The organism is Pseudomonas sp. MPR-R2A5 (assembly GCF_058793055.1).
Genome location: NZ_JBXAFK010000033.1, coordinates 31,651 through 54,429, shown reverse-complemented (window position 1 = coordinate 54,429; position 22,779 = coordinate 31,651). Strand labels below are relative to the sequence as shown.

Genomic DNA, 22,779 nt, shown 5'->3' with positions numbered 1-22,779 from the left:
GGTGTGGGAGGGGGGCAAGCCCCTCCCACAGGTTCAGTGTTTGCCCGGCATGTCGATGCCCAACTGGTTGACGCGTCGGTAGAGTGTCGCTCTGGAAATCCCCAATGCCTGCGCCGTCGGCAATGGCTTCCAGCGATGCCGAATCAACGCATCCAGCACCACCTGGCGCTCCGGGCTGACAGGGGCTTGCACATCGGCCTCGGCCCGCTCGCCGCGCACTTCCACGGGTAAATCCGCCAGCTGGATCGTACCGCCCTCGCACACCGCACAGGCATACGCCAGTACATGGCGCAGTTGCCGCACATTGCCCGGCCAGGCATAGCCCAGCAGCAACTCCAGCGCGGCCGGGGCGATGCCCACCGAGATGCCACCGCTGCGGGCTTCCTGCGTCACCAGCCGGTTGATCAAGGCCAGCTTGTCACTGCGTTCGCGCAGGGGCGGCAGGCAGAAGCGCGCACAGCCCAGGCGAAAGTACAGGTCCTCGCGAAACCGCCCCTCGCTCACCAGTGCGGCCAGGTCACGGTGGCTGGCGCAGATCACTTGGATATTCACTGCGCGGGTTTTCGCGGCGCCCAGCGGGGCCACTTCACCTTCGGCCATGACCCGCAGCAAGCGGGTCTGCAGGGCCAGCGGCATGTCGCCAATTTCATCGAGAAACAGCGTGCCGCCATCGGCCTGCACCAGTAACCCCGGCATGCCTTTGCTGGAGGCGCCGGTAAAGGCACCGGCCACGTAGCCGAACAGCTCGCTTTCGATCAGGTTTTCCGGGATCGCCGCGCAGTTCACTGCCACGAACGGCCCCGCGCGGCGCGCACTGCGCTCATGCAACTGGCGGGCGAAAACCTCCTTGCCCGCACCGGTTTCACCTTGCACCAGCACCGGCAGGTTACGGTCCTTCACGCGCACAGCCAGGCGCAGGTGTTTTTCCACGCGCGGGTCGACCTGGGTGTTTGCAACCACCCGCGCCGGTTTGCGTCGGGGTGGGTTGACCCGCACGTGTAACGCGCCAGGTTCGCCGAGCCAGTTCAACTGCTGGGTCGATTGATCGGTGACGGCGTGCAAGGCGTCCAGGTCGAAAACCTCGCCGATATGCTCCGGCACTTGGCCAAAGCGCAACCGCAGGGCCTGGCGCGCTTTGCTGTTGAGGGCATGCAGGCGGCCGTCCTGGTCCCAGGCCAGCAACAGGTCGGGCTGGCTGTCGACATACCCTGGCGTGCTGTGGGCCTGGAGCACCCAGTGCTGGCGGGCGCTGTGCATGAAGAAGGCGTTCTCGATGGCCTGGGCGCTCTGCGCCACCATCTGCCGCACCAGGTGCTGGCTGCGCCGGTCATCCGGGGACTTGAGCGCCGAGGCGTCCATCACCCCCAGCAGGTTGCCCTGGGGGTCGAAGATCGGCGCGGCGGAGCAAGTCAGGCTGATAAAGGCTGCACGGAAGTGATCGCGCTTGTGCACCGTGACCGCCGCCTTGCTGGTGAGGACGGTGGCCACGCCACACGTGCCTTCCTCGGCTTCCGACCAGCAGGTGCCCAGGTACAGGCCGGCCTTGCGGCAATCGCTGCGAATGGCCGTGTCTACACGGTGGTCGATGGTCTGGCCCTGGGCGTCGGTGAGCATCACACAGTAGTCGGCCTGGCGCACACGGTGGTGCAGCTGACCGACGGCCTCGCTGGCGATGCGCATGAACAGCTCGGCGCGCTCGCGGCATTCCTTGAGGCGTGGTTCGCTGAGGATGCGCGGGCCTTGCAGTGAGCCAGGGTCGAGGTGGTGTTGTTCCATGGAGCGCCGCCACGAATCGAAAATGAGTGACGGCACTGGCGCCTGGGGCAGGCGATCGGCATTGCGCACCACGCGACTGACGCAGTCGACATGGTCCTTGGAGTTCGCGGCGAGCATAAGGCCTCCGGTTCTCGATCTTTGTTGTTATGCCCGCCATTAAGCGCGCATGTGCGCAGAGGGACAAGGGCGGCCTGACCAACTGCCCGGCGTGAGACGCAGCGTCTCATTCGGGCTGAGACACCACGGGCAGGTTGCAATGGCCCGTCTCATTTTGCGGCTCGGGGGCGTCGCCGCACAACCGCGGGGCACTGCTCTGGATCAAGGCTTTGCGCGGTTTTTTCGCGCCTTGGCACAGGCTGTGCTGAGCAGGTTGCAGCTGGCCGCTGCCAGCCTTTTGTGTGTCGAGACAACCTGGAGAACAACAAGATGTCCACTCACCTGTCCACCGATCAATTGCTGCATGCCTACACCGTGATGCGCACCATCCGTGATTTCGAAGAACGCCTGCATGTGGAATTCGCCACCGGCGAGATCCCCGGTTTCGTGCACCTGTATGCCGGCCAGGAAGCCAGCGCAGCGGGAGTGATGGCGCACCTCAACGATGAAGATTGCATCGCCTCCAACCACCGTGGCCACGGCCATTGCATCGCCAAGGGCGTGGATGTGTTCGGCATGATGGCCGAGATCTACGGCAAGAAAACCGGCGTGTGCGGCGGCAAGGGCGGCTCCATGCACATCGCCGACCAGGAGAAAGGCATGCTCGGCGCCAACGGCATTGTCGGTGCCGGTGCGCCGTTGGCGGCCGGTGCGGCGCTGGCCTCCAAGCTCAAGGGCAGCCAGGGTGTGGCCGTGGCGTTTTTCGGCGACGGCGGCTCCAACGAGGGGGCGGTGTTCGAAGCCATGAACCTGGCCTCGATCATGAAGCTGCCGTGCCTGTTCGTCGCGGAAAACAACGGCTATGCCGAAGCCACCGGTTCAGGCTGGTCGGTGGCGTGCAAGGACATTGCCGAGCGCGCCGTGGGCTTTGGCATGCCGGGGGTGATTGTCGATGGCAATGATTTCTTCGCCGTGCACGCAGCCCTTGGCGTGGCCGTGGAGCGCGCACGCAATGGCCAGGGGCCGACCCTGGTGGAGGTCAAGCTGAGCCGTTTCTACGGCCATTTCGAAGGCGATGCGCAAACCTATCGCGGCCCGGATGAAGTCAAGAACCTGCGCGAATCCCACGATTGCCTGGCGCTGTTTCGTCAACGCTGCAACGCCGAAGGCTGGCTCGATGCGGCGCAATTCGAGCGCATCGACGCAGAGGTCGCACAACTGATCGAAGACGCCGTGCGCCTGGCCAAGTCCGATCCCAAGCCCCAGGCCGCCGACCTGCTCAGCGATGTCTACGTGGCTTACCGCTAATCGCCACCCACTACAAAAACAATTCGTGGAGAGACCGTCATGGCTCGCAAAATCAGTTATCAGCAAGCTATCAACGAAGCCCTGGCCCAGGAAATGCGCCGGGACCAGAGTGTGTTCATCATCGGCCAGGACGTCTCCGGCGGCACCGGTTCCCCCGGCGAGCAGGATGCCTGGGGGGGCGTGCTCGGCGTGACCAAGGGCCTGTACCCGCAGTTTCCCGACCGCGTACTCGATGCGCCATTGTCCGAAGTCGGCTACGTCGGCATGGCGGTCGGCGCGGCGACCCGCGGCATGCGCCCCGTGTGCGAATTGATGTTCGTCGACTTTATTGGCTGCTGCCTCGACCAGTTGCTCAACCAGGCCGCCAAGTTTCGCTATATGTTCGGTGGCAAGACCACCACGCCGCTGGTGGTGCGCGCCATGTACGGCGCCGGCCTGCGCGCCGCGGCCCAGCATTCGCAGATGCTCACCTCGATGTGGACGCACATCCCCGGCCTCAAGGTGGTGTGCCCGGCCACGCCGTATGATGCCAAGGGCATGCTGATCCAGGCGATCCGCGACAACGACCCGGTGATCTTCCTCGAACACAAGATGCTCTACAGCCTGCAGGGCGAGGTGCCGGAAGAGCTGTACACCGTACCCTTTGGCGAAGCCAACTTTGTACGCGAAGGCAATGACGTCACCCTGGTGACCTACGGGCGCATGGTGCATATCGCCCTGGAAGCCGCGGCCAACCTGGCGCGCCAGGGCATCGACTGCGAAGTCTTGGACCTGCGCACCACCAGCCCGCTGGACGAAGACAGCATCCTCGAAAGCGTGGAGAAAACCGGGCGCCTGGTGGTGATCGACGAATCCAACCCACGTTGCTCCATCGCCACCGATATCAGCGCCTTGGTTGCACAGCGCGGGTTTTCGTTCCTGCGCGCGCCCATCGAAATGGTCACCGCGCCACACACACCGGTGCCGTTCTCCGATGCGCTGGAAGACCTGTACATCCCCAATGCCGCGAAGATCGAGGCCGCTGTGCTGAAGATCGCCGACAAGAGGACTGCCGCATGATCCATACCTTGACCATGCCCAAGTGGGGGTTGTCGATGACCGAGGGCCGCATTGATGTGTGGCTGAAACAACCCGGCGACTCGGTGGAGAAGGGGGAGGAAGTGCTGGATGTGGAGACCGACAAGATTTCCAGCAGTGTCGAGGCGCCGTTCAGCGGTGTGCTGCGCCGGGTGCTGGCGCTGAGCGACGAGACCTTGCCGGTGGGGGCGTTGCTCGGGATCGTGGTGGAGGGCGAGGCCACGGAAGCCGAGATTGACGCGGTGATCGAAGGCTTCCAGGCCGGGTTCGTGTCCAGTGCGGCCGAGGCGGAAGCCTCGGGGCCCCGCGCGCAGAAAGTCGAGGTGGGCGGGCGCCTGCTGCGCTACCTCGACCTCGGCGAGGGCGGCACGCCGCTGGTGCTGGTGCATGGCTTTGGCGGCGACTTGAACAACTGGTTGTTCAATCACGCGACCCTGGCCGCCGAGCGGCGGGTGATCGCCCTGGACCTGCCGGGGCACGGCGAGTCGGGCAAGGCCCTGCAAAACGGCGACGCCGACGAGCTGGGCCAGGCGCTGCTGGCGTTGCTCGATCACCTTGAACTCGACCGCGTGCACCTGGCCGGGCACTCCATGGGTGGGTTGGTCAGCCTGACAGTGGCGCGGCAAGCGCCGGCGCGGATCGCCTCGCTGACCCTGATTGCCAGCGCCGGGCTGGGTGAAGCGATCAACGGGGACTACCTGCAAGGGTTTACCGAGGCCAACAACCGCAACGCGCTCAAGCCGCAGTTGGTGCAACTGTTCAGCGACCCGGCACTGGTCACGCGGCAGATGCTGGAGGACATGCTCAAGTTCAAGCGCCTCGAAGGCGTGGACCAGGCATTACGCCAACTCAATGCCCAACTGTTCGATGGCGGGCGGCAGCGCCTGGATCTGCGCAACGTGGTGGGGCAGCAGCCGAGCCTGGTGATCTGGGGCGATGACGATGCAATCATCCCGGCCAGCCATGCCCAGGGGCTGGAGGCCCAGGTGGAGATATTGCCGGGGCAGGGGCATATGGTGCAGTTGGAGGCGGCGGAGCGGGTGAACCAGTTGATGGCAGCCTTCCTCAACTCCCAAGCCTGATAGCGAACCCAATGTGGGAGGCCTCACGACCTCTTCGACGTAGCGCTGTCGCGCAGCGAACTGTAACCCCTCCTGTGGCGAGCGGGCTGGTTGTGGCAAGCGGGCTTGCCCTAATGCCGTTCAGTTAAGGTTTTTTTGTAGGAGCGAGCTTGCTCGCGAAGAACTCACAGACGCCGCGTTCATTCAGGAAACACGCGTTATCGTTGACGTTTTTCGCGAGCAAGCTCGCTCCTACAGAAGGCGATGTCCGCTTAACTGAACGGCATTAGGGCTTGCCCCGCGTTGGGCTGCGAAGCGGCCCCAATGAAGGACTAATGCGGTGTACCAGATATTCCGCAGAGACTGGTTTTGGGGCTGCTGCGCAGCCCAACGCGGGGCAAGCCCGCTCGCCACAAGGCTCTAGTTTGCTGTGCGACAGTGCTAAGTCGGGGATTTAGTGAGACCTCCCACATTGTCGAATGCATTTCAAAGTGAGCGCTTGAGGGTCTCGCTCGGCAGTTCCTTGAACAGCGCTCTATAGCTGTTAGAGAACCGCCCCAAATGCCAGAACGACCAGTTCATCGCCACTTCGGCCACGGTCGTTCCGCTACCGCTCAACAACTCCCGCCGCGCGCCGTTCAAGCGCCGCAAGCGCAACCACTGCGCCGGGCTCATCCCGGTGTAGGTCTTGAAGCCCTGCTGCAACTGGCGCAGCGGCACGCCGGCGATACGCGCCAGTTCCAGCAGGTTGACGCTTTCATCGGGTGCATCCGCCGCCCATTCGCCAATGCGTGCCATCAACTGGCGTTCTTGGCTGCGCCGCTGCAATGAACTGCGGTCCAGGCACACGCACGCGTTATCGAGAATGAACAGGCAATCGTCGAGCAACTGTTGGGTGAGGGTGTCGCGGCTGGCCGGGTCGATCGTGCTGGACAAGCGCGTCAGGGTTCCACTGAGCCAGCGACTGAACAACGCATTCTGTTGGCAGAGCAGCGGCGCCATGAACAGCCCTTCGAGTTTTGCCACATCCAGCCCATGGCGCTGCACGAACTGCGGGCCGAACACCACCGCCACTTCACGGTAGTTCTCCGGGGTGATCCACGTGTTGCGGCTTTCACCATTCAGCAGGTACAGCGCGTTGTCGCTGCCATCGAAACAGAACGCCAGGGACCCCGGCGGCGCATTGAAATGCTGCTCCACACGGGTGTTCATGCACTCTTCGTAGACCTCGACGCCTTGCAGGTCGAGGTAGCGGATGCGGCCGGCGAAATGCCCCGGGGACATCTGCTGGTACTGCTGTACCCAGCCGGGTGTCGCACGGCATTGAGCGGCCACATCACCGGTGGTGAAGGCCTGTACGCGCAAGGCGGTTGCCTGTGTCATGGGGTGATCCGTACGCACTCTATTGGTGCGTTGTGGTTCGTGCAAAGTGGATAGATGCCGTTCGACGGCTGGCCCAAGATAGACCTCAATGCGCCAGGAGTACAAGCCGGCGCAGCACTCCACCCATGACGAGGTCCTTATGAACGCCCCCTTCGATCAGCTGTCCGCCTGGCTGAAAGAACACAAGATTACCGAGGTCGAATGCGTGATCAGTGATTTGACTGGCATTGCACGCGGCAAGATCGCACCCACCAACAAGTTCCTGCATGAGCGAGGCATGCGCCTGCCGGAAAGTGTGTTGCTGCAAACGGTAACCGGGGACTTTGTCGACGACGATATCTACTACGACCTGCTCGACCCGGCCGACATCGACATGGTCTGCCGCCCGGTGGCCAATGCCACCTATGTGGTGCCGTGGGCGATTGAACCCACCGCCATCGTGATCCACGACACCTTCGACAAACAGGGTAACCCCATCGAACTGTCGCCGCGCAATGTGCTCAAGAAGGTCCTGCAGCTCTATACCGAGCAAGGCTGGCAGCCGATTGTCGCGCCGGAAATGGAGTTCTACCTGACTCAGCGCTGCGAAGACCCGGACCTGCCGCTGAAAACCCCGGTGGGCCGTTCCGGCCGTGCCGAGACTGGTCGGCAGTCGTTTTCCATCGACGCGGCCAACGAGTTCGACCCGCTGTTCGAGGACGTCTATGACTGGTGCGAAGCCCAGGGCCTGGACCTCGATACGCTGATCCACGAAGACGGCCCGGCGCAGATGGAAATCAACTTCCGCCATGGCGACGCGTTGGACCTCGCTGACCAGATCACCGTGTTCAAGCGCACCCTGCGCGAGGCCGCGCTCAAGCACAATGTGGCCGCGACCTTCATGGCCAAGCCCGTGGCCGATGAGCCGGGCAGCGCCATGCACCTCCACCAGAGCGTGGTGGAGATCGCCACGGGCAAGCCGGTGTTTGTCGACGCCGACGGCAAGATGAGCCAACTGTTCCTGCATCACATTGGCGGGTTGCAGAAGTACATCCCCAAGCTGTTGCCGATGTTCGCGCCGAACGTGAACTCGTTCCGCCGCTTTTTGCCGGACACATCGGCACCGGTCAATGTGGAGTGGGGCGAAGAAAACCGCACGGTCGGCCTGCGCGTGCCCACCTCGAACCCCGACGCCATGCGCGTGGAAAACCGCCTGCCCGGCGCGGATGCCAACCCTTACCTTGCGATCGCCGCCAGCCTGCTGTGTGGCTACCTGGGCATGATCGAACGGATCGAACCCAGCGCCCCGGTGGAGGGCCGCGCCTACGAGCGGCGCAACCTGCGCCTGCCCATCACCCTCGAAGACGCCCTGGTGCGCATGGAGGAGTGCGCGACGGTCAAGCAGTACCTGGGCGACAAGTTCGTGCGTGGCTACGTCGCGGTCAAACGCGCCGAACATGAGAATTTCAAGCGGGTGATCAGTTCCTGGGAGCGTGAGTTCCTGTTGTTGAGCGTCTAAATAATCATAAAGGGGTGTCGATATGCGTCTCGTGAAAAAGCTTCTCCCGCTGGCCCTGGTGGCGGCGTTCAGCAGTGCCAGCCAGGCGGCGCCAACCGTCAGCGTCTACAACTGGACCGACTACATCGGCGAAACCACCCTGGCCGATTTCCAGGCCAAGACGGGGATCAAGGTGATCTACGACGTGTTCGACTCCAACGAAACCCTGGAGGGCAAGTTGCTGGCGGGGCGCACCGGGTATGACGTGGTGGTGCCGTCCAACCACTTCCTCGCGCGCCAGGTGAAGGCCGGCGCGTTCCTCAAGCTGGACCGTGCGCAGTTGCCCAACTTCAAGAACCTCGACCCCAAGCTGCTCAAGCTGCTGGAGAAAAACGACCCCGGCAACGCGCACTCGGTGCCGTACCTGTGGGGCACCAATGGCATCGGCTATAACGTCGACAAGGTCAAGCAGGTGCTGGGCATCGACCATATCGATTCGTGGGCGGTACTGTTCGAGCCGGAGAACCTCAAGAAGCTCAACCAGTGCGGCGTGGCCTTCCTTGACTCGGCGGACGAGCTGTTCCCGGCGATCCTCAATTACATGGGCAAGGACCCCCGCAGCGAGAATCCCAAGGACTACCAGGAAGCCGAGGCCAAGTTGCTGACGCTGCGCCCCTACATCACCTACTTCCATTCTTCCAAGTACATCTCGGACTTGGCCAACGGTGATATCTGCGTAGCCTTTGGTTATTCCGGCGACGTATTCCAGGCCGCCAACCGCGCCAAGGAAGCCAAGAACGGAGTGAACATTGCCTACTCGATTCCCAAGGAAGGCTCCAACCTGTGGTTTGACCTGCTGGCGATTCCGGCCGATGCGAGCAACCCGAAAGAAGCCCACGCGTTTATCAACTACCTGCTGGATCCCGAAGTGATTGCCAAGGTCAGTGCCTCGGTCGGCTATGCCAACGCCAACCCGGCGGCGAAGGCGTTCATGGACCCGGAACTGGTGAACAACCCTGAGGTGTATCCGTCCCAGGAAGTCCTCGACAAACTCTATATTTCCACCACGCCGACCCCGGCGACCATGCGCCTGATGACCCGCGCGTGGAGCAAAGTGAAGACCAATAAATGATGCAGTCCCGTGACCACGCCCGTTCCTATTACCGAGCCACGGCCAACGCGGTTGTCGAGCGCCCTTCACTGGGCGCCGACTTGACCGCCGACGTGTGTGTGATCGGCGGCGGGTTCACTGGCGTCAACACGGCCATCGAGCTGGCGCAGCGCGGGCTCTCGGTGATCCTGCTGGAGGCCCGACGCATCGGTTGGGGCGCCAGCGGGCGTAATGGCGGGCAGTTGATTCGCGGTATCGGCCATGACGTGGCGGGGTTTGCCAAGTACGTGGGCGAGGAGGGCGTGCGTTACCTGGAGCGTGCCGGGATCGATTCGGTGGCGTTGGTGGGTGAACGCATTATCGAGCACGGCATCGACTGCGACTTGCGCTGGGGCTTTTGTGAACTGGCCAATACCCCGGCGCAGTTTGCTGCGTTCAACGGCGAGCAGGAGCACCTGGCGGCATTGGGGTATGCCCATGAAACCCGCCTGGTGGGCCCTCTGGATATACAACAGGTGGTGGGTTCGACGGTCTATGCCGGTGGCCTGGTGGACATGGGGTCCGGGCATTTGCACCCACTCAATCTGGTGCTGGGTGAGGCGAAGGTCGCCGAGTCCCTCGGCGTGCAGATCTTTGAACACACCGAGGTGGTGGAACTGATCCACGGCGACACGGTTAAGGTGCGTTGCGCCGCCGGCACGGTGCGTGCTGCCAACCTGGTGCTGGCGTGCAATGCACATCTGGAAGAACTGGAGCCGCGCTTGAGTGGCAAGGTGCTGCCCGCTGGCAGCTACATCATCGCCACTGAGCCGTTGTCGCCGGCGCTGGCCCGTCAACTGATCCCACAGAACCTGGCGCTGTGCGACCAGAAAGTCGGCCTGGATTACTACCGGCTATCCGCAGACCGTCGCCTGTTGTTCGGCGGCGCCTGCCATTACTCCGGACGCGATCCGGTGGACATCGCGGCCTATATGCGGCCGAAAATGCTCAAGGTGTTCCCACAGCTGGCCACCACCGCCATCGAGTTCCAATGGGGCGGCAAGATCGGCATTACCGCCAACCGCTTCCCGCAGGTCGGGCGCTTGAAGCAGTACCCCAACGTGTTCTACGCCCAGGGGTATTCCGGGCACGGGCTGAACGTCACCCATTGGTGCGCGCGACTGCTGGCCGAAGGCATTCACGCCGGTACAAGCCCAGGCCTGGATATTTTCAGCCAGGTGCCCCACATGACCTTCCCCGGCGGCAAGGCATTGCGTTCGCCGCTGCTGGCACTGGGGATGCTGTGGTATCGGTTGAGGGAATTGATGCATTGACGTGCAGGGCGTGGCAGTCTGGGCGACGTTTTCCTATGACTTCTGGAGATTTACCGTGCCAAAAGCAGCCGCAGTAATTGAAATTCCGGTATCGGCCGATCAGGTCTGGCAACTGGTGGGTGGCTTCAACAGCCTGCCGGACTGGCTGCCGCTGATCACCAAGAGTGAGCTCGGTGAAGGCGGCCGCCTACGTCACCTGCAAACCGCTGACGGCGGCGTGGTGGTCGAGCGTTTGCAGACTTTCGATAACGTGGCGCGCACCTACAGCTATACGATTGAACAGTCACCGTTTCCGGTGAGTGCGTACCTGTCGACGCTGCAGGTCGAGGCGCTGACGGAGTCGTCGGCCAAGGTGACCTGGTCGGGCGTGTTTACCCCGGCGGCGGGTACCACGGATGCCGCGGTGGAAGCGTTGTTTGCCGGGGTTTACAAAGGCGGGGTCGAGGCGTTGCGGGCGAATTTCCCGGGCTGATCCGCTCTATCAGGGTAGCGTTGTGGCGCATCAAGCTGCCCCCCTCTGTGGCGAGCGGGCCTGTTGTGGTGAGCGTGCTTGTTGTGGCGAGCGGGCTTGCCCCGCGTTGGGCTGCGAAGCAGCCCCAATAAGGCCACCGCATTTCTTCTGGTAGAACCGGGAGACTGGTTTTAGGGCCGCTTCGCGCCCCAACGCGGGGCAAGCCCGCTCGCCACAACAGGTCCGCTAGCCACAACAGGTCCGCTCGCCACAACAAGCCCCCTCGCCACAGGGAGGGGAATCTCCCACAGGCTCTCAGGCTTCGGGCATCAGTTGCTGGCGGCATTCAAGGACCAGGCGCGCACCGCCTTGCTCGCTGGTACCGACTTCCAACTTGAACCCATGCAAGTTGATGATCGCCGCGACAATCGACAAGCCCAGCCCGAAGCCTCCTCGCTGGTCGCCTTCGTCCACGCGATAGAAACGTTGGAACACCGCATCACGCTCCGCTGCCGGTATGCCTGGCCCGGAGTCGTGCACTTCGATGCGTGTGCTGCCGGCGTCATTGAGCCCGCGCAAAATCACTTCACCACCCGGTGGGGAGAACTTGATCGAGTTGCTCAGCAAGTTGGACAGGGCTTCGAACAACAGGGCACGGTCGCCGGTGATCCACGGCAGGGACTCCGGAACATCCAGCCTGAGGTGCAATTCGCCTTCCTCGGCCAAGGGCAGGTAGAAGTCATGTAGTTCGCGTAACAGGGGCAGGGGGTCCATCACCAGGAAGCCGGAGCGGCGCTGGTGGTCTTCCAGTTCCGAGATGCGCAACAGCCCGCGAAAGCGCGCCATCAGGGTATCGGTCTCGGCAATCGCGTCGTCCAGTTTCACGGCGTAGCCCGAGTCTTTCTCTGCCTCCTGCCGGATACGGTAGAGCTGCGCCCGCAGGCGGGTCAGCGGGGTGCGCAGGTCGTGGGCGATGTTGTCGCACACGCCCTTGACCTCGTTCATCAGCTTCTCGATACGGTCGAGCATGGCGTTGACGATGGCGGCGAGCATATCGAGCTCGTCACGCCGATTCGACAGCGGCAAACGGTGGGTGAGGTCGCCGGCGACGATGGCTTCGGCGCTGGCCTGGATCCCGCGGATTCGCCGTAACGGGCGGCGGCGCAACAGGTGCCAGCCGGCCGCGCCGGGGATGATGGTCAGGGACAGCGCCCACAACAACGCATGCCAGATGATCCGGGTCACGCCGAACAGCGAACCGTTGGCGCGCACCAGCACCAGCCAGCGGCCGTCGTCGGTATGGGTCACCACGGCGTCGCAGCTGTCCTTGGGCAGTTTCGGGTCGTCAGAGTCGACGCAATTAACCAGGGCGTGGATCTTGCCGTCCCTCGGAAGGTCTGGCGGGATCGCGCGGATCGGTCCGCTCAACGGGCGAAATTGCTCGTCGAACAGGCCATAGGCGTCCACGCCCTTCATGTCGAAGGTCATGCTGGTGGTCAGGGCTTCGACCAGTTCTTCGCCGTCGAAGCGTTGGAACAGATGCTGGCGCTGCATCAGCGAATGGCGCGACAGGTCGCCCAGGTAACCCGACACCTCGTAGTACAGCACCCCCATGAGGATGCAACTCCAGGCCACGAACAGCGAACTGTACAGCGCCAGCAAGCGGCTGCTGGAAGAACGCCAGCCCTTAGAGGGGTTCAGCAATGACATAACCGGAACCTCGTACCGTGCGGATCAGCGGCGTGAGGCCCGGTGGATCGATTTTCTTGCGCAGGCGACCGATGTGGACATCGATCAGGTTGGTGCCCGGGTCGAAGTGATAACCCCAGACTTCCTCGAAGATCATCATCCGCGACAGGATCTGCCCGGTGTTGCGCATCAGGAATTCCAGCAGTTTGTATTCGGTGGGCAGCAGGCTCAGGGGTTGCTCGGCGCGGCTGGCTTCACGGCTGATCAGGTTGAGTTCGAGGTCGGCCACGCGCAACGCGGTTTCAAATTCCTTGACCGTGCTTTTGCGTCGCAGCAGCACCTCGACGCGGGCGGCCATTTCGTCGGAGGCGAAGGGTTTGGTCAGGTAGTCGTCGCCACCGGCGCGCAGGCCGCGCACGCGTTCGTCCACATCGGAGAGCGCGCTGATCATCAGGATCGGTGTCGACACGCCGATGGTGCGCAGGGTGGTGACGATGGCCAGGCCATCGAGTTCCGGCAGCATACGGTCGAGGGTGATCAGATCGTAATCACCACTCACAGCGCGGACCAGGCCTTCACGGCCGTTGTCCACCCAATCTACGTCCAGTCCATGGCTACTCAGCTCGGCGACGATCTCGCGGGCCGTTACGGCGTCATCCTCGATAGTCAAAATGCGGGTCATAGGATTACCTGGTGAGCGATTCACACTAGAAGTGGGGGCATTTTGCCAAGAAATGGCTGAATGCTTCCTAAATAAAACTTCATATTGGCAAAACTGACACAAGTTTCATGGCTGGCATCGGCCGGTGAGGGCGGGGGGAAGGCCCTAACGCCAGTCGGTCAAGGCATTTTTGTAGGAGCGAGCTTGCTCGCGAAAAACTCACGGGCGCCGCGTTGATTCAGGAAACACGCGTTATCGTTGAGGTTCTTCGCGAGCAAGAACTAGGCGTCCCCCTCGCTCCTACACAAGCGGCTGTACGTTGGCATTAGGGCCAGCCCCTCCCACAGGGAATGCATAACGCCCGCCTGAAACAGTCATTTATTGCAAGTTGCATGGTTCAAGGGAGTTCAATTTTGTTAACTGTTTGAAAACTATGAATTTTATTTTTCCAACTGCCTGGCACGCTGGCTGCACTGTCCCTTTTGAGACTTGTAACACTTAATTTCCTGCCGGGAGCTGAACAACAATGATTACATCCTCATCCACGCTGCAAGAGTCGAGCACGCTCTCCGGGGTTTCCTGGGGGGCGATTTTCGCCGGGGCCGCTGCCGCGGCTGCGTTGTCCCTGATCCTGGTGCTGCTGGGCTTCGGCCTGGGCTTTTCGGCGGTGTCGCCGTGGGCCGACAGCGGTATCAGCGCCAAGGGCCTTGGCATTTCCACCATTGTCTGGCTGGCCTTTACCCAGATCGTCGCCTCGGGCCTGGGCGGCTACATCGCCGGCCGGTTGCGGGTGAAGTGGGCCAATATGCATGGCGATGAGGTGTACTTTCGCGACACGGCCCATGGCTTCCTGGCCTGGGCGGTCGCCACGCTGATCACCGCAGTGCTGGTGGTCGGTTCGGTCAGCAGTGTCGTGAGCGGTGGTGTAAAAGCCGGTGCCAGTGTGGCAGCAGGCGCGGCCAACGGTATCACTCAAGCCGCGGGCAGTGCAGCCAAAGGCGTTAACGGCGGCGACTTCGACTACTACGTCGACAGCCTGTTTCGTGATGATCGCCCGGTCGCCGTCAGTGATGACGCTGCCCATGGCGTGGTTGCACGCATCTTCACCCGCACCCTGAGCAATGATGGCCAACTCGCCGCAGACGACCGTGCCTACCTGGCCCAGTTGATCAGCCAGCGCACCAACCTCAGCCAGGCCGATGCCGAAGCGCGTATCGACAAAGTCTACGGCGATGCCCGTAAAGCGGTCGAAGACGCCAAGCTCAAAGCCAAGCAAGCCGCGGATACGGCCGCCAAAGTCGCCGCCTATACCTCACTGTGGACCTTTGTCGCCCTGTTGATCGGCGCCTTCTTTGCCAGCTTCGCCGCGACCTTTGGTGGCCGTCGCCGCGATGCCGTGGTGTACGTCGAAACCGAAACCTACGTTCGTTAATTCAAGGAGAACACCATGCGCTCATTACTTCTGTGGTTCCTCGGCGTGCCGATCCCGGTGATCATCCTGATCGCGATCTTCATGCACTGATCCGGGTTATTTGTGGGAGGGGGCTTGCTCCCGATGGCAGAGTGACAGTCGGCTGATCAGGCGACTGATACACCGCTATCGGGGGCAAGCCCCCTCCCACATTTGATTTGGGGTGTTTGAGGGTCAGTCGTCGAATCCGACTTGCTCGTGAATTTCGTCCACCTTCAATTCCAGTCGATACGCCACGGCAATGAATAACGCCTGGCACAGGCACAAGGTGGCGCTCAATGAACGGAAGGCAAACGAAGAGCCCTCATTGACCAGCAGCACCGCATTCGCCCGCTTGGCCAGGGGCGAGAGGTTGCTATCGGTGATGATCAGGGTCTTGGCCTGGTGGTGCTGGGCGATGCGCAGGCAGTGCTGGGTCTCTTTACCGTAGGGGGTGAAACTGATGGCGATCACCAGGTCGTTGGCGCGTACGCTGCGCATCTGCTCGCGGTAGCTGCCACCCAGGCCGGAAATCAGGTGAATGCGCTTGTTGGTGTGTTGCAGGTTGTAGACCAGGTAATCGGCCACCGCGAAGGAGCGCCGTACGCCCACCACGTAGATATTGTCAGCGTTGACCACCAGGTCCACGGCTTTCTCGAAGGCTGCATCATCGAGCTCCAGCCCCAGGCGTTCGATCCCCGAAAGGGTGGCGTTGACGCACTCGCGCGCCAGGTCACCGCCACTGGCTTTCTGCGACTTGTTGGCGATCATGCTGCGGATGCGCTGCTGGTAGTTCTGCACCGGCGTGGTCTTGTGGGTGTAGGCCTCGCGAAACAGCGCCTGCATCTCACTGAACCCACTGAAGCCGAAGCGCTGGGAGAACCGCACGATGGCTGACGGGTGCACTTCGCATTCGCGGGCGATGTCGCTGATGCGGTCGACCATGATCCGGTCGCTCTGCTGGCTCATATAACTGGCAATGCGCTTGAGCTGGCGCGGCAGGCTTTCGTACTCATCGGTGATCAGCTGCAACAAGCGTTCGGCATTGATCGGAGGGCTGGCGAGAGTGTCTTGGGAAGCGGTCTCGGGCGTGGCCGGCTGATCGGTGCGGGACATGGGCAATCCTTCTGGCTTGTTCTTCGGTGCGCTGATGGGTGGACGCAAGTCTACAGGGTAGGCGCAAAAAAATACCCCGGCATCACCGGGCCCGTGGTCTGCTGAAACGATCCACGCGGGCTGGCAGGCCCCTATGCTGACGTATTGGAAAAAATATTCCACTAAAAATAATTCTGGAATAAATATTGATTGAGGGCGCTGAACGTTCTAGTCTGCTTCCACCAAGAGCGTTTGCCGTCGCTACGGCGGCACAACGCAGGCTGATAAAAATAACAGGAGCCAGCATGGGCCAGACTCGTTTTGCCAGTGGGCGTCAATTGGATTTGATTTGCCTCGGGCGCCTGGGCGTCGACCTCTATGCACAGCAAGTCGGTGCACGGCTTGAGGACGTGTCCAGTTTCGCCAAATACCTCGGCGGTTCCTCCGCCAATATCGCCTTCGGCACCGCCCGGCTGGGGCTCAAGTCGGCCATGCTCAGCCGGGTGGGCGACGACCATATGGGGCGTTTCCTGGTGGAGTCCCTGGCACGTGAGGGCTGCGATGTCAGCGGCATCAAGGTCGACCCGGAGCGCCTCACCGCGCTGGTGCTGCTCGGCCTCAAGGACCGCGAGACCTTCCCCCTGGTGTTCTACCGTGAAAACTGCGCCGACATGGCCCTGCGCGGCGAAGACATCAACGAAGCCTTTATCGCCTCCAGCAAGGCGTTGCTGATCACCGGCACGCATTTCTCCACCGACGGCGTGTACAAGGCCAGCATCCAGGCCCTGGACTATGCAGCCAAGCACAACGTCCAGCGGGTGCTGGATATCGACTACCGTCCGGTGCTGTGGGGCCTGGCGGGCAAGGCCGATGGCGAGACCCGTTTCGTCGCGGACCAGAAGGTCAGCCAGCATGTGCAGAAAATCCTGCCGCGCTTCGACCTGATCGTCGGTACGGAAGAAGAATTTCTGATCGCCGGTGGCAGTGAAGATCTGCTCACCGCCCTGCGCACCGTGCGCGAACTGACCCCGGCGACCCTGGTGCTCAAGCTCGGCCCCCAGGGTTGCACGGTGATTCACGGTGCGATCCCTGCGCGGCTGGAAGACGGTGCGATCTACCCCGGCGTGCGCGTTGAAGTGCTCAATGTGCTGGGCGCCGGCGATGCCTTTATGTCGGGCTTCCTCAGCGGTTGGCTGAACGACGCCAGCGACGAGCGTTGCAGCCAGTTGGCCAATGCCTGCGGCGGCCTGGTGGTCTCCCGCCACGCCTGCGCCCCGGCCATGCCGACGCCGGCCGAACTGGATTACCTGTTCAACAGCCCGGTACCGATTACCCGCCCGGACCAGGACGCAACCCTGCAACGCCTGCACCGCGTCAGCGTGCCCCGCAAGGCGTGGAAACAGCTGTTCATTTTCGCCTTCGACCACCGCTGGCAGTTGGTCGACCTGGCACAACGCGGCGGGCAGGATCTGACGCGCATCAGTGCGATCAAGCAACTGTTTATCCAGGCGGTGGAGCGGGTGGAACACAAGCTGCGCGAGCAGGGCGTGGCGGCCGATGTGGGCCTGCTCGCCGACCAGCGCTTCGGCCAGGACGCGCTCAACGCCGCCAGCGGTCGTGGTTGGTGGATCGCGCGTCCGGTGGAGGTGCAGAACTCGCGGCCCCTGGCGTTCGAGCATGGGCGGTCGATCGGCAGCAACCTGATCGCCTGGCCCCAGGAGCAGATCATCAAGTGCCTGGTGCAATACCACCCCGATGACGAGCCATTGCTGCGCCTGGAACAGGAAGCCCAGCTCAAGGCGGTGTATGAGGCATCCCTGGTCAGCGGTCATGAACTGCTGCTGGAAGTCATCCCGCCCAAGGATCATCCGTCCACCTACCCGGACGTGCTCTACCGCAGCCTCAAGCGCCTGTACAACCTGGGTATCTACCCGGCGTGGTGGAAGATCGAGGCGCAGCCGGCCGAGGATTGGAAAAAGCTCGATGCGCTGATCCAGGAACGCGACCCGTACTGCCGTGGCGTGGTACTGCTGGGCCTGAATGCGTCAGCCGAAAGCCTGGCCGAGGGGTTCCGCAACGCCAGTCAGAGCAGCACCTGCCGTGGGTTTGCCGTGGGCCGTACGATCTTCCAGGAACCGAGTCGTTTGTGGATGGCGGGGGAGATCGATGATGAGACGTTGATTCAGCAGGTACAGGCGACCTTTGAGCAACTCATCGGCGCCTGGCGCAGTGCCCGAACCTGATCACCGTTCTCAATGTTCAATGCAATTCCAATGTGGGAGGGGGCAAGCCCCCTCCCACATAAAAGCAAATCTCACCAGGCTTAAGTCAGATAAAAACAATAGGTGCAGCCATGCCCGCAATCCGAATTGGCATCAACCCGATCTCCTGGAGCAACGACGACCTGCCGGCCCTGGGCGGTGAAACGCCCCTGAGCACTGCCTTGAGCGAAGGTAAGGAAATCGGCTACGAAGGGTTTGAACTCAACGGCAAATTCCCCAAGGACGCCAAGGGCGTCGGCGACGTATTGCGTCCCTATGACCTGGCGCTGGTCTCCGGCTGGTATTCCAGCCGCCTGGCCCGCCGCTCGGTGGCGGAAGAAATCGAGGCCATCGCCGGCCACGTCGAACTGCTGAAACAAAACGGCGCCACCGTACTGGTGTACGGCGAAGTCGCCGATTCGATCCAGGGCTCACGCATCCGCCTGATTGAACGCCCGCGTTTCCACAGTGAGCAGGCGTGGCAGGACTACGCCGACAAACTCACGGAACTCGCACGCTTCACCCTGTCCCAGGGCGTGCGCCTGGCCTACCACCACCATATGGGCGCCTACGTCGAATCCCCGCAAGACATCGACGAATTGATGCGCCGCACCGGCCCGGAAGTCGGCCTGCTGTTCGATTCGGGCCACTGCTACATGGGCGGCGGCGAACCCCTCGAGGTGCTGCGCAAGCATATCGACCGCGTCTGCCACGTGCATTTCAAGGACGTGCGCAAGCCGGTGGTGCAACTGGCGCGCAACCAGATGTGGAGCTTTCCCGACTGCATCGTCAACGGCACCTTCACCGTGCCCGGCGATGGCGATATTGACTTTGCCGCGCTGCTCGACGTGCTGCTGGCGGCCCGATACGAAGGGTGGCTGGTGGTGGAAGCCGAGCAGGACCCGGCGGTGGCGCCCAGTTATATCTATGCCAAAAAGGGCTACGACACCTTGCGAGCCCTTCTCAGCGAGAGGACCCGGTGATGAGCTTGTTGGTCAAAAGCAGCAAACGCGGCCAAACCATGGTCGCCCTGGAAGCCGGCCGCCTGGAATACGTGGGCTTTGCCGCCTACCGCTTGAGCCTGGGCGAAACCCTGCCTGTCACCGCCGGCGATCAGGAGCTGTGCCTGGTGCTGCTCAGCGGTCGCGTGACGATCCAGGGCGAAGGTTTCAACTGGCAGAACCTCGGGGATCGCCAATCGGTGTTCGAAGACAAATCGCCGTTCGCCGCTTACTTGCCGCCGGGCACCGACGCCCAGGTGACAGCCCTGAGCGACGTGCAAATTGCGGTCTGCGCCGCGCCCGGTTCGGCGGGTTACGAACCTCGCCTGATCCGCCCCGAGCAGTGCAAGCGCAGCGTGCGTGGCAAAGGCGCCAACACCCGCTACGTGTGCGACATCCTGCCGGACAGCGAGCCGGCCCATTCCCTGCTGGTGGTGGAAGTGCGCACGCCGTCCGGGCACTCGTCCAGCTACCCGCCGCACAAGCACGACACCGACGACCTGCCGCACCAAAGCTTTCTCGAAGAGACCTACTACCACCAGGTCAACCCGCCCCAGGGGTTCGTGTTCCAGCGGGTGTACACCGACGACCGCAGCATCGACCAGGCCATGGCCGTGGAAAACAGCGACCTGGTGGTGGTGCCCAAGGGGTATCACCCGGTCAGCGTTCCGTATGGCTACGAGTCCTACTACCTGAACGTGATGGCCGGCCCCAAGCGGGCCTGGCATTTCCATAACGACCCGCAGCACAGCTGGCTGCTGGACCTTTAACCGGTTTTGGACGGAGAACAACAATGAAGTCGCCTCTACGCTTTGCCCTTAACCGTATGGTCGCACCCAACCTGTCCCTACCGGATTTCATCCAGCTGGCCGTGGCCTTGAAATGCGATGCCATCGAGCTTCGCAACGACCTCAAGGACCGTCAAATCGAATACGGCACCCCGGCCAGCCGCGTGCGCGAAATGTGCGCGGCACAGGGCATCACGGTGCTGTCGATCAACGCGATGTACCCCTTTGATGTGTGGAACGCCGAACGCCGCGCCCAGGCGATCGAGCTCGCCACCTACGCCCGTGAATGCGGGGCCCAGGGCCTGGTGATGTGCCCGTTCAATGAGCGCGGCGATACCCGCGACGAGGCCCAGCGCGCTGCCGGTTTGCGCACGGCACTGAGCGAACTGGCGCCGATCCTGCGCGAATACGGGATTCTCGGTTTTATCGAGCCGCTGGGTTTCCAGGCGTGTGCCCTGCGCCACAAACGCGTGGCGGTGGACGCGATCCAGTCCATCGGTGGCCTGGATGTGTTCCGCCTGGTGCACGACACCTTCCATCACCACCTGGCCGGCGAGCAGGCGTTTTTCCCCGAACTGACCGGCCTGGTGCATATCTCCGGCGTGGAAGAGGCCGAGGCCCCGCTGAGTTCGATCCGCGACGGCCACCGCGTGCTGGTGGGCGAGGGCGACATTCTCGGCAATGCGGCCCAGATCGACACCTTGCTCAGCACCGGCTACAGCGGCTATCTGTCGTTCGAGCCGTTTGCCGAAAGCGTGCATGCGCTGACGGATATCCAGCAGGCGTTGGGGGCAAGCATCGCCCACCTGCAAAAACGATAAGGGACGCCACATGACCACTACCCGATTGACCATGGCCCAGGCCCTGGTGAAGTTCCTGGACAACCAATACATCGAAGTCGACGGCGTGCAGAGCAAGTTCGTCGCCGGTGTGTTCACCATTTTCGGCCACGGCAACGTGCTCGGCCTGGGCCAGGCCCTGGAGCAGGACAGCGGCGACCTGGTCGTGCACCAGGGCCGTAACGAGCAAGGCATGGCTCACGCCGCTATCGGTTTTGCCAAGCAACACCTGCGCCGCAAGATCTATGCGTGCACCGCCTCCGTCGGCCCAGGCGCGGCGAATATGCTGACCGCCGCCGCGACCGCCACCGCCAACCGTATCCCGTTGCTGCTGTTGCCCGGTGATGTCTACGCCAGCCGCCAGCCCGACCCGGTGTTGCAACAGATCGAGCAGTTCCACGACCTGAGCATCAGCACCAACGATGCGTTTCGCTCCGTGAGCAAATACTGGGACCGCATCAACCGCCCTGAGCAGTTGATGACCGCGGCGATTCATGCCATGCGCGTGCTGACCGACCCGGCCGAGACCGGCGCGGTGACCCTGGCATTGCCGCAGGATGTGCAGGCTGAAGCCTGGGACTACCCCGACTACTTCCTGCAAAAACGTGTGCACCGTATCGACCGCCGCCCGGCCACCGTCGCGATGATCGGCGATGCGTTGGCGGCTTTCCGGGGCAAGCGCAAACCGCTGATCATCTGCGGTGGCGGCGTGAAGTACTCCGGCGCGAATGCCGCGCTGCAAGCCTTTGCCGAGCGTTTTGACATTCCGTTCGCCGAAACCCAGGCGGGCAAGAGTGCGGTGGTGTCCAGCCACCCGCTTAACGTTGGCGGTATCGGCGAAACCGGCTGCCTGGCGGCCAACCTGCTGGCGCCCGAGGCTGATCTGATCATCGGTATCGGTACGCGCTATACCGACTTCACGACCTCGTCGAAATCGCTGTTCAAGCATGCCGAGGTGACGTTTCTCAACCTCAATATCAGCCCCTGCGACGCGGTGAAACTCGACGGCGTGCAAGTGCTGGGCGATGCCAAAGTCGCCCTGGAAGCGCTGGCCGATGCCCTCGGCGACTACCGCGCCGGCTGGGGCGAGCAGGTCCGCGAGGCCAAGGCCCGGTTGGCGGCGGAAGTCGACCGCGTGCATTCGGTGGAATACCAGGGCGATGCCTTCGTGCCTGAGGTCGATGACCACCTGGACCGCGCCGTGCTGCGTGAATTTATCGAACTGACCGGCTCGTGCCTGACCCAAAGCCGAGTGCTCGGCGTACTCAACGAGCGCCTGGCCGACGACGCGATCATCGTCGCCGCGGCCGGCAGCCTGCCCGGCGATTTGCAGCGGGCCTGGCGCAGCAAGGGGGTCAACACCTACCACGTCGAGTACGGCTATTCGTGCATGGGCTACGAGATCAATGCCGCCCTTGGCGTGAAACTCGCCGAGCCGACCAAGGAGGTCTACGCCCTGGTCGGCGATGGCTCCTACATGATGCTGCACTCGGAGCTGGCCACCTCGATCCAGGAGCGGCGCAAGATCAATGTGGTGCTGCTCGACAACATGGCCTTCGGCTGCATCAACAACCTGCAAATCGGCAATGGCATGGACAGCTTCGGCACCGAGTTCCGCTTCCGCAACCCCGAGAGCGGCAAGCTCGACGGCGGCCTGGTACCGGTGGACTTCGCCATGAGCGCGGCGGCCTATGGCTGCAAGACCTACAAGGTCAGCACGGTGGAACAGCTGGAAGCCGCCCTGGCTGACGCGCGCAAGCAGACGGTCTCGACCCTGATCGATATCAAGGTGCTGCCCAAGACCATGGTTCACGGCTACCTGTCGTGGTGGCGGGTCGGCGTGGCGCAGGTGTCTACCAGCGAGCGCACCAACGCCGCCGCGAAAAAACTCAATGAACACCTGGCCAAGGCCCGGCAGTACTAATAACAAGAGGAGTGTTTG

At 62.7% G+C, this 22,779-nt stretch carries 18 protein-coding genes; 13 read left to right on the top strand and 5 right to left on the bottom strand.

Annotated elements, in window-relative coordinates:
• Positions 1-33: 33 nt before the first annotated feature.
• Positions 34-1,893, bottom strand: coding sequence for a sigma-54-dependent Fis family transcriptional regulator (locus tag AC1Q6I_RS22300; protein WP_102625626.1), 1,860 nt, complete (start codon positions 1,891-1,893; stop codon positions 34-36).
• Positions 1,894-2,202: 309 nt separating this feature from the next.
• On the opposite strand from AC1Q6I_RS22300, the gene AC1Q6I_RS22295 reads away from it, so the two are divergent.
• From AC1Q6I_RS22295 to AC1Q6I_RS22285, 3 genes are read left to right on the top strand one after another with little or no spacing between them, the layout of a single operon-like run.
• Complete coding sequence (locus AC1Q6I_RS22295) at positions 2,203-3,180, top strand: thiamine pyrophosphate-dependent dehydrogenase E1 component subunit alpha (RefSeq protein ID WP_024076038.1); 978 nt, start codon at positions 2,203-2,205, stop codon at positions 3,178-3,180.
• A gap of 39 nt (positions 3,181-3,219) precedes the next feature.
• Entirely contained in the window at positions 3,220-4,239 is a 1,020-nt protein-coding gene (locus AC1Q6I_RS22290; RefSeq protein WP_024076037.1) for an alpha-ketoacid dehydrogenase subunit beta, read from the top strand.
• Positions 4,236-5,339, top strand: a complete 1,104-nt coding sequence (locus AC1Q6I_RS22285; protein ID WP_102625625.1) for an acetoin dehydrogenase dihydrolipoyllysine-residue acetyltransferase subunit — start codon at positions 4,236-4,238, stop codon at positions 5,337-5,339. The genes AC1Q6I_RS22290 and AC1Q6I_RS22285 overlap by 4 nt, the downstream gene beginning before the upstream one ends.
• 465 nt (positions 5,340-5,804) lie before the next feature.
• Here the strand turns inward: AC1Q6I_RS22285 and AC1Q6I_RS22280 are convergent, their stop codons facing one another.
• The gene (locus AC1Q6I_RS22280) at positions 5,805-6,701 is read right to left on the bottom strand and encodes a helix-turn-helix domain-containing protein (protein WP_069075791.1); all 897 of its coding nucleotides are present in this window, start codon (positions 6,699-6,701) and stop codon (positions 5,805-5,807) included.
• Between the two features lie 139 nt (positions 6,702-6,840).
• Here AC1Q6I_RS22280 and AC1Q6I_RS22275 point away from each other — a divergent pair, with 139 nt between their 5' ends.
• From AC1Q6I_RS22275 to AC1Q6I_RS22260, 4 genes are read left to right on the top strand one after another with little or no spacing between them, the layout of a single operon-like run.
• A complete protein-coding gene (locus tag AC1Q6I_RS22275) occupies positions 6,841-8,199 on the top strand; it encodes a glutamine synthetase family protein (RefSeq protein WP_041161242.1) in 1,359 nt (452 codons plus the stop codon).
• A 22-nt stretch (positions 8,200-8,221) separates the two neighbouring features.
• Positions 8,222-9,310 carry a polyamine ABC transporter substrate-binding protein gene (locus AC1Q6I_RS22270; protein WP_024076033.1) on the top strand — a complete coding sequence of 363 codons (1,089 nt, stop codon included), beginning with the start codon at positions 8,222-8,224 and terminating at the stop codon, positions 9,308-9,310.
• Positions 9,307-10,602, top strand: a complete 1,296-nt coding sequence (locus tag AC1Q6I_RS22265; RefSeq protein ID WP_069075790.1) for an NAD(P)/FAD-dependent oxidoreductase — start codon at positions 9,307-9,309, stop codon at positions 10,600-10,602. Before AC1Q6I_RS22270 ends, AC1Q6I_RS22265 begins: the two co-directional genes overlap by 4 nt.
• Before the next feature lie 55 nt (positions 10,603-10,657).
• Positions 10,658-11,074, top strand: a complete 417-nt coding sequence (locus AC1Q6I_RS22260) for an SRPBCC family protein (protein ID WP_069075789.1) — start codon at positions 10,658-10,660, stop codon at positions 11,072-11,074.
• A 294-nt stretch (positions 11,075-11,368) separates the two neighbouring features.
• Here the strand turns inward: AC1Q6I_RS22260 and AC1Q6I_RS22255 are convergent, their stop codons facing one another.
• Both AC1Q6I_RS22255 and AC1Q6I_RS22250 read right to left on the bottom strand, forming a co-directional pair.
• On the bottom strand, positions 11,369-12,763 hold the full coding sequence (locus tag AC1Q6I_RS22255; RefSeq protein ID WP_069075812.1) for a sensor histidine kinase: 1,395 nt from the start codon (positions 12,761-12,763) through the stop codon (positions 11,369-11,371).
• On the bottom strand, positions 12,741-13,424 hold the full coding sequence (locus AC1Q6I_RS22250) for a response regulator transcription factor (protein WP_003219726.1): 684 nt from the start codon (positions 13,422-13,424) through the stop codon (positions 12,741-12,743). The genes AC1Q6I_RS22255 and AC1Q6I_RS22250 overlap by 23 nt, the downstream gene beginning before the upstream one ends.
• 505 nt (positions 13,425-13,929) lie before the next feature.
• On the opposite strand from AC1Q6I_RS22250, the gene AC1Q6I_RS22245 reads away from it, so the two are divergent.
• Positions 13,930-14,835 (top strand): hypothetical protein, encoded by a 906-nt coding sequence (locus AC1Q6I_RS22245; protein ID WP_024076029.1) that lies wholly within the window; start codon positions 13,930-13,932, stop codon positions 14,833-14,835.
• Positions 14,836-15,048: 213 nt separating this feature from the next.
• Here AC1Q6I_RS22245 and AC1Q6I_RS22240 read toward each other — a convergent pair whose 3' ends face one another.
• Complete coding sequence (locus AC1Q6I_RS22240; protein WP_024076028.1) at positions 15,049-15,969, bottom strand: MurR/RpiR family transcriptional regulator; 921 nt, start codon at positions 15,967-15,969, stop codon at positions 15,049-15,051.
• Positions 15,970-16,253: 284 nt separating this feature from the next.
• Between AC1Q6I_RS22240 and AC1Q6I_RS22235 the strand changes: the two genes are divergently transcribed.
• The 5 genes from AC1Q6I_RS22235 to iolD all read left to right on the top strand — a co-directional run bounded on the left by AC1Q6I_RS22235 (position 16,254) and on the right by iolD (position 22,761).
• Positions 16,254-18,191 carry a bifunctional 5-dehydro-2-deoxygluconokinase/5-dehydro-2-deoxyphosphogluconate aldolase gene (locus tag AC1Q6I_RS22235; protein ID WP_102625582.1) on the top strand — a complete coding sequence of 646 codons (1,938 nt, stop codon included), beginning with the start codon at positions 16,254-16,256 and terminating at the stop codon, positions 18,189-18,191.
• 110 nt (positions 18,192-18,301) lie between these two features.
• On the top strand, positions 18,302-19,192 hold the full coding sequence (iolE, locus tag AC1Q6I_RS22230; protein ID WP_069075810.1) for a myo-inosose-2 dehydratase: 891 nt from the start codon (positions 18,302-18,304) through the stop codon (positions 19,190-19,192).
• Positions 19,192-19,980 carry a 5-deoxy-glucuronate isomerase gene (gene iolB / locus AC1Q6I_RS22225; RefSeq protein WP_102625583.1) on the top strand — a complete coding sequence of 263 codons (789 nt, stop codon included), beginning with the start codon at positions 19,192-19,194 and terminating at the stop codon, positions 19,978-19,980. The genes iolE and iolB overlap by 1 nt, the downstream gene beginning before the upstream one ends.
• Before the next feature lie 23 nt (positions 19,981-20,003).
• Positions 20,004-20,819, top strand: coding sequence for a TIM barrel protein (locus tag AC1Q6I_RS22220; RefSeq protein WP_102625584.1), 816 nt, complete (start codon positions 20,004-20,006; stop codon positions 20,817-20,819).
• 10 nt (positions 20,820-20,829) lie between these two features.
• Positions 20,830-22,761: a 3D-(3,5/4)-trihydroxycyclohexane-1,2-dione acylhydrolase (decyclizing) gene (gene iolD / locus AC1Q6I_RS22215; RefSeq protein WP_102625585.1), complete on the top strand. Its 1,932-nt coding sequence runs from the start codon at positions 20,830-20,832 to the stop codon at positions 22,759-22,761.
• Positions 22,762-22,779: the final 18 nt, after the last annotated feature.

Bases quoted from the DNA above. Each gene is read 5' to 3' on its own strand.
- AC1Q6I_RS22300 (WP_102625626.1), bottom strand. From the start codon at position 1,893: ATGCTCGCCGCGAACTCCAAGGACCATGTCGACTGCGTCAGTCGCGTG.
- AC1Q6I_RS22295 (WP_024076038.1), top strand. From the start codon at position 2,203: ATGTCCACTCACCTGTCCACCGATCAATTGCTGCATGCCTACACCGTG.
- AC1Q6I_RS22290 (WP_024076037.1), top strand. From the start codon at position 3,220: ATGGCTCGCAAAATCAGTTATCAGCAAGCTATCAACGAAGCCCTGGCC.
- AC1Q6I_RS22285 (WP_102625625.1), top strand. From the start codon at position 4,236: ATGATCCATACCTTGACCATGCCCAAGTGGGGGTTGTCGATGACCGAG.
- AC1Q6I_RS22280 (WP_069075791.1), bottom strand. From the start codon at position 6,701: ATGACACAGGCAACCGCCTTGCGCGTACAGGCCTTCACCACCGGTGAT.
- AC1Q6I_RS22275 (WP_041161242.1), top strand. From the start codon at position 6,841: ATGAACGCCCCCTTCGATCAGCTGTCCGCCTGGCTGAAAGAACACAAG.
- AC1Q6I_RS22270 (WP_024076033.1), top strand. From the start codon at position 8,222: ATGCGTCTCGTGAAAAAGCTTCTCCCGCTGGCCCTGGTGGCGGCGTTC.
- AC1Q6I_RS22265 (WP_069075790.1), top strand. From the start codon at position 9,307: ATGATGCAGTCCCGTGACCACGCCCGTTCCTATTACCGAGCCACGGCC.
- AC1Q6I_RS22255 (WP_069075812.1), bottom strand. From the start codon at position 12,763: ATGTCATTGCTGAACCCCTCTAAGGGCTGGCGTTCTTCCAGCAGCCGC.
- AC1Q6I_RS22250 (WP_003219726.1), bottom strand. From the start codon at position 13,424: ATGACCCGCATTTTGACTATCGAGGATGACGCCGTAACGGCCCGCGAG.
- AC1Q6I_RS22245 (WP_024076029.1), top strand. From the start codon at position 13,930: ATGATTACATCCTCATCCACGCTGCAAGAGTCGAGCACGCTCTCCGGG.
- AC1Q6I_RS22240 (WP_024076028.1), bottom strand. From the start codon at position 15,969: ATGTCCCGCACCGATCAGCCGGCCACGCCCGAGACCGCTTCCCAAGAC.
- AC1Q6I_RS22235 (WP_102625582.1), top strand. From the start codon at position 16,254: ATGGGCCAGACTCGTTTTGCCAGTGGGCGTCAATTGGATTTGATTTGC.
- iolE (WP_069075810.1), top strand. From the start codon at position 18,302: ATGCCCGCAATCCGAATTGGCATCAACCCGATCTCCTGGAGCAACGAC.
- iolB (WP_102625583.1), top strand. From the start codon at position 19,192: ATGAGCTTGTTGGTCAAAAGCAGCAAACGCGGCCAAACCATGGTCGCC.
- AC1Q6I_RS22220 (WP_102625584.1), top strand. From the start codon at position 20,004: ATGAAGTCGCCTCTACGCTTTGCCCTTAACCGTATGGTCGCACCCAAC.
- iolD (WP_102625585.1), top strand. From the start codon at position 20,830: ATGACCACTACCCGATTGACCATGGCCCAGGCCCTGGTGAAGTTCCTG.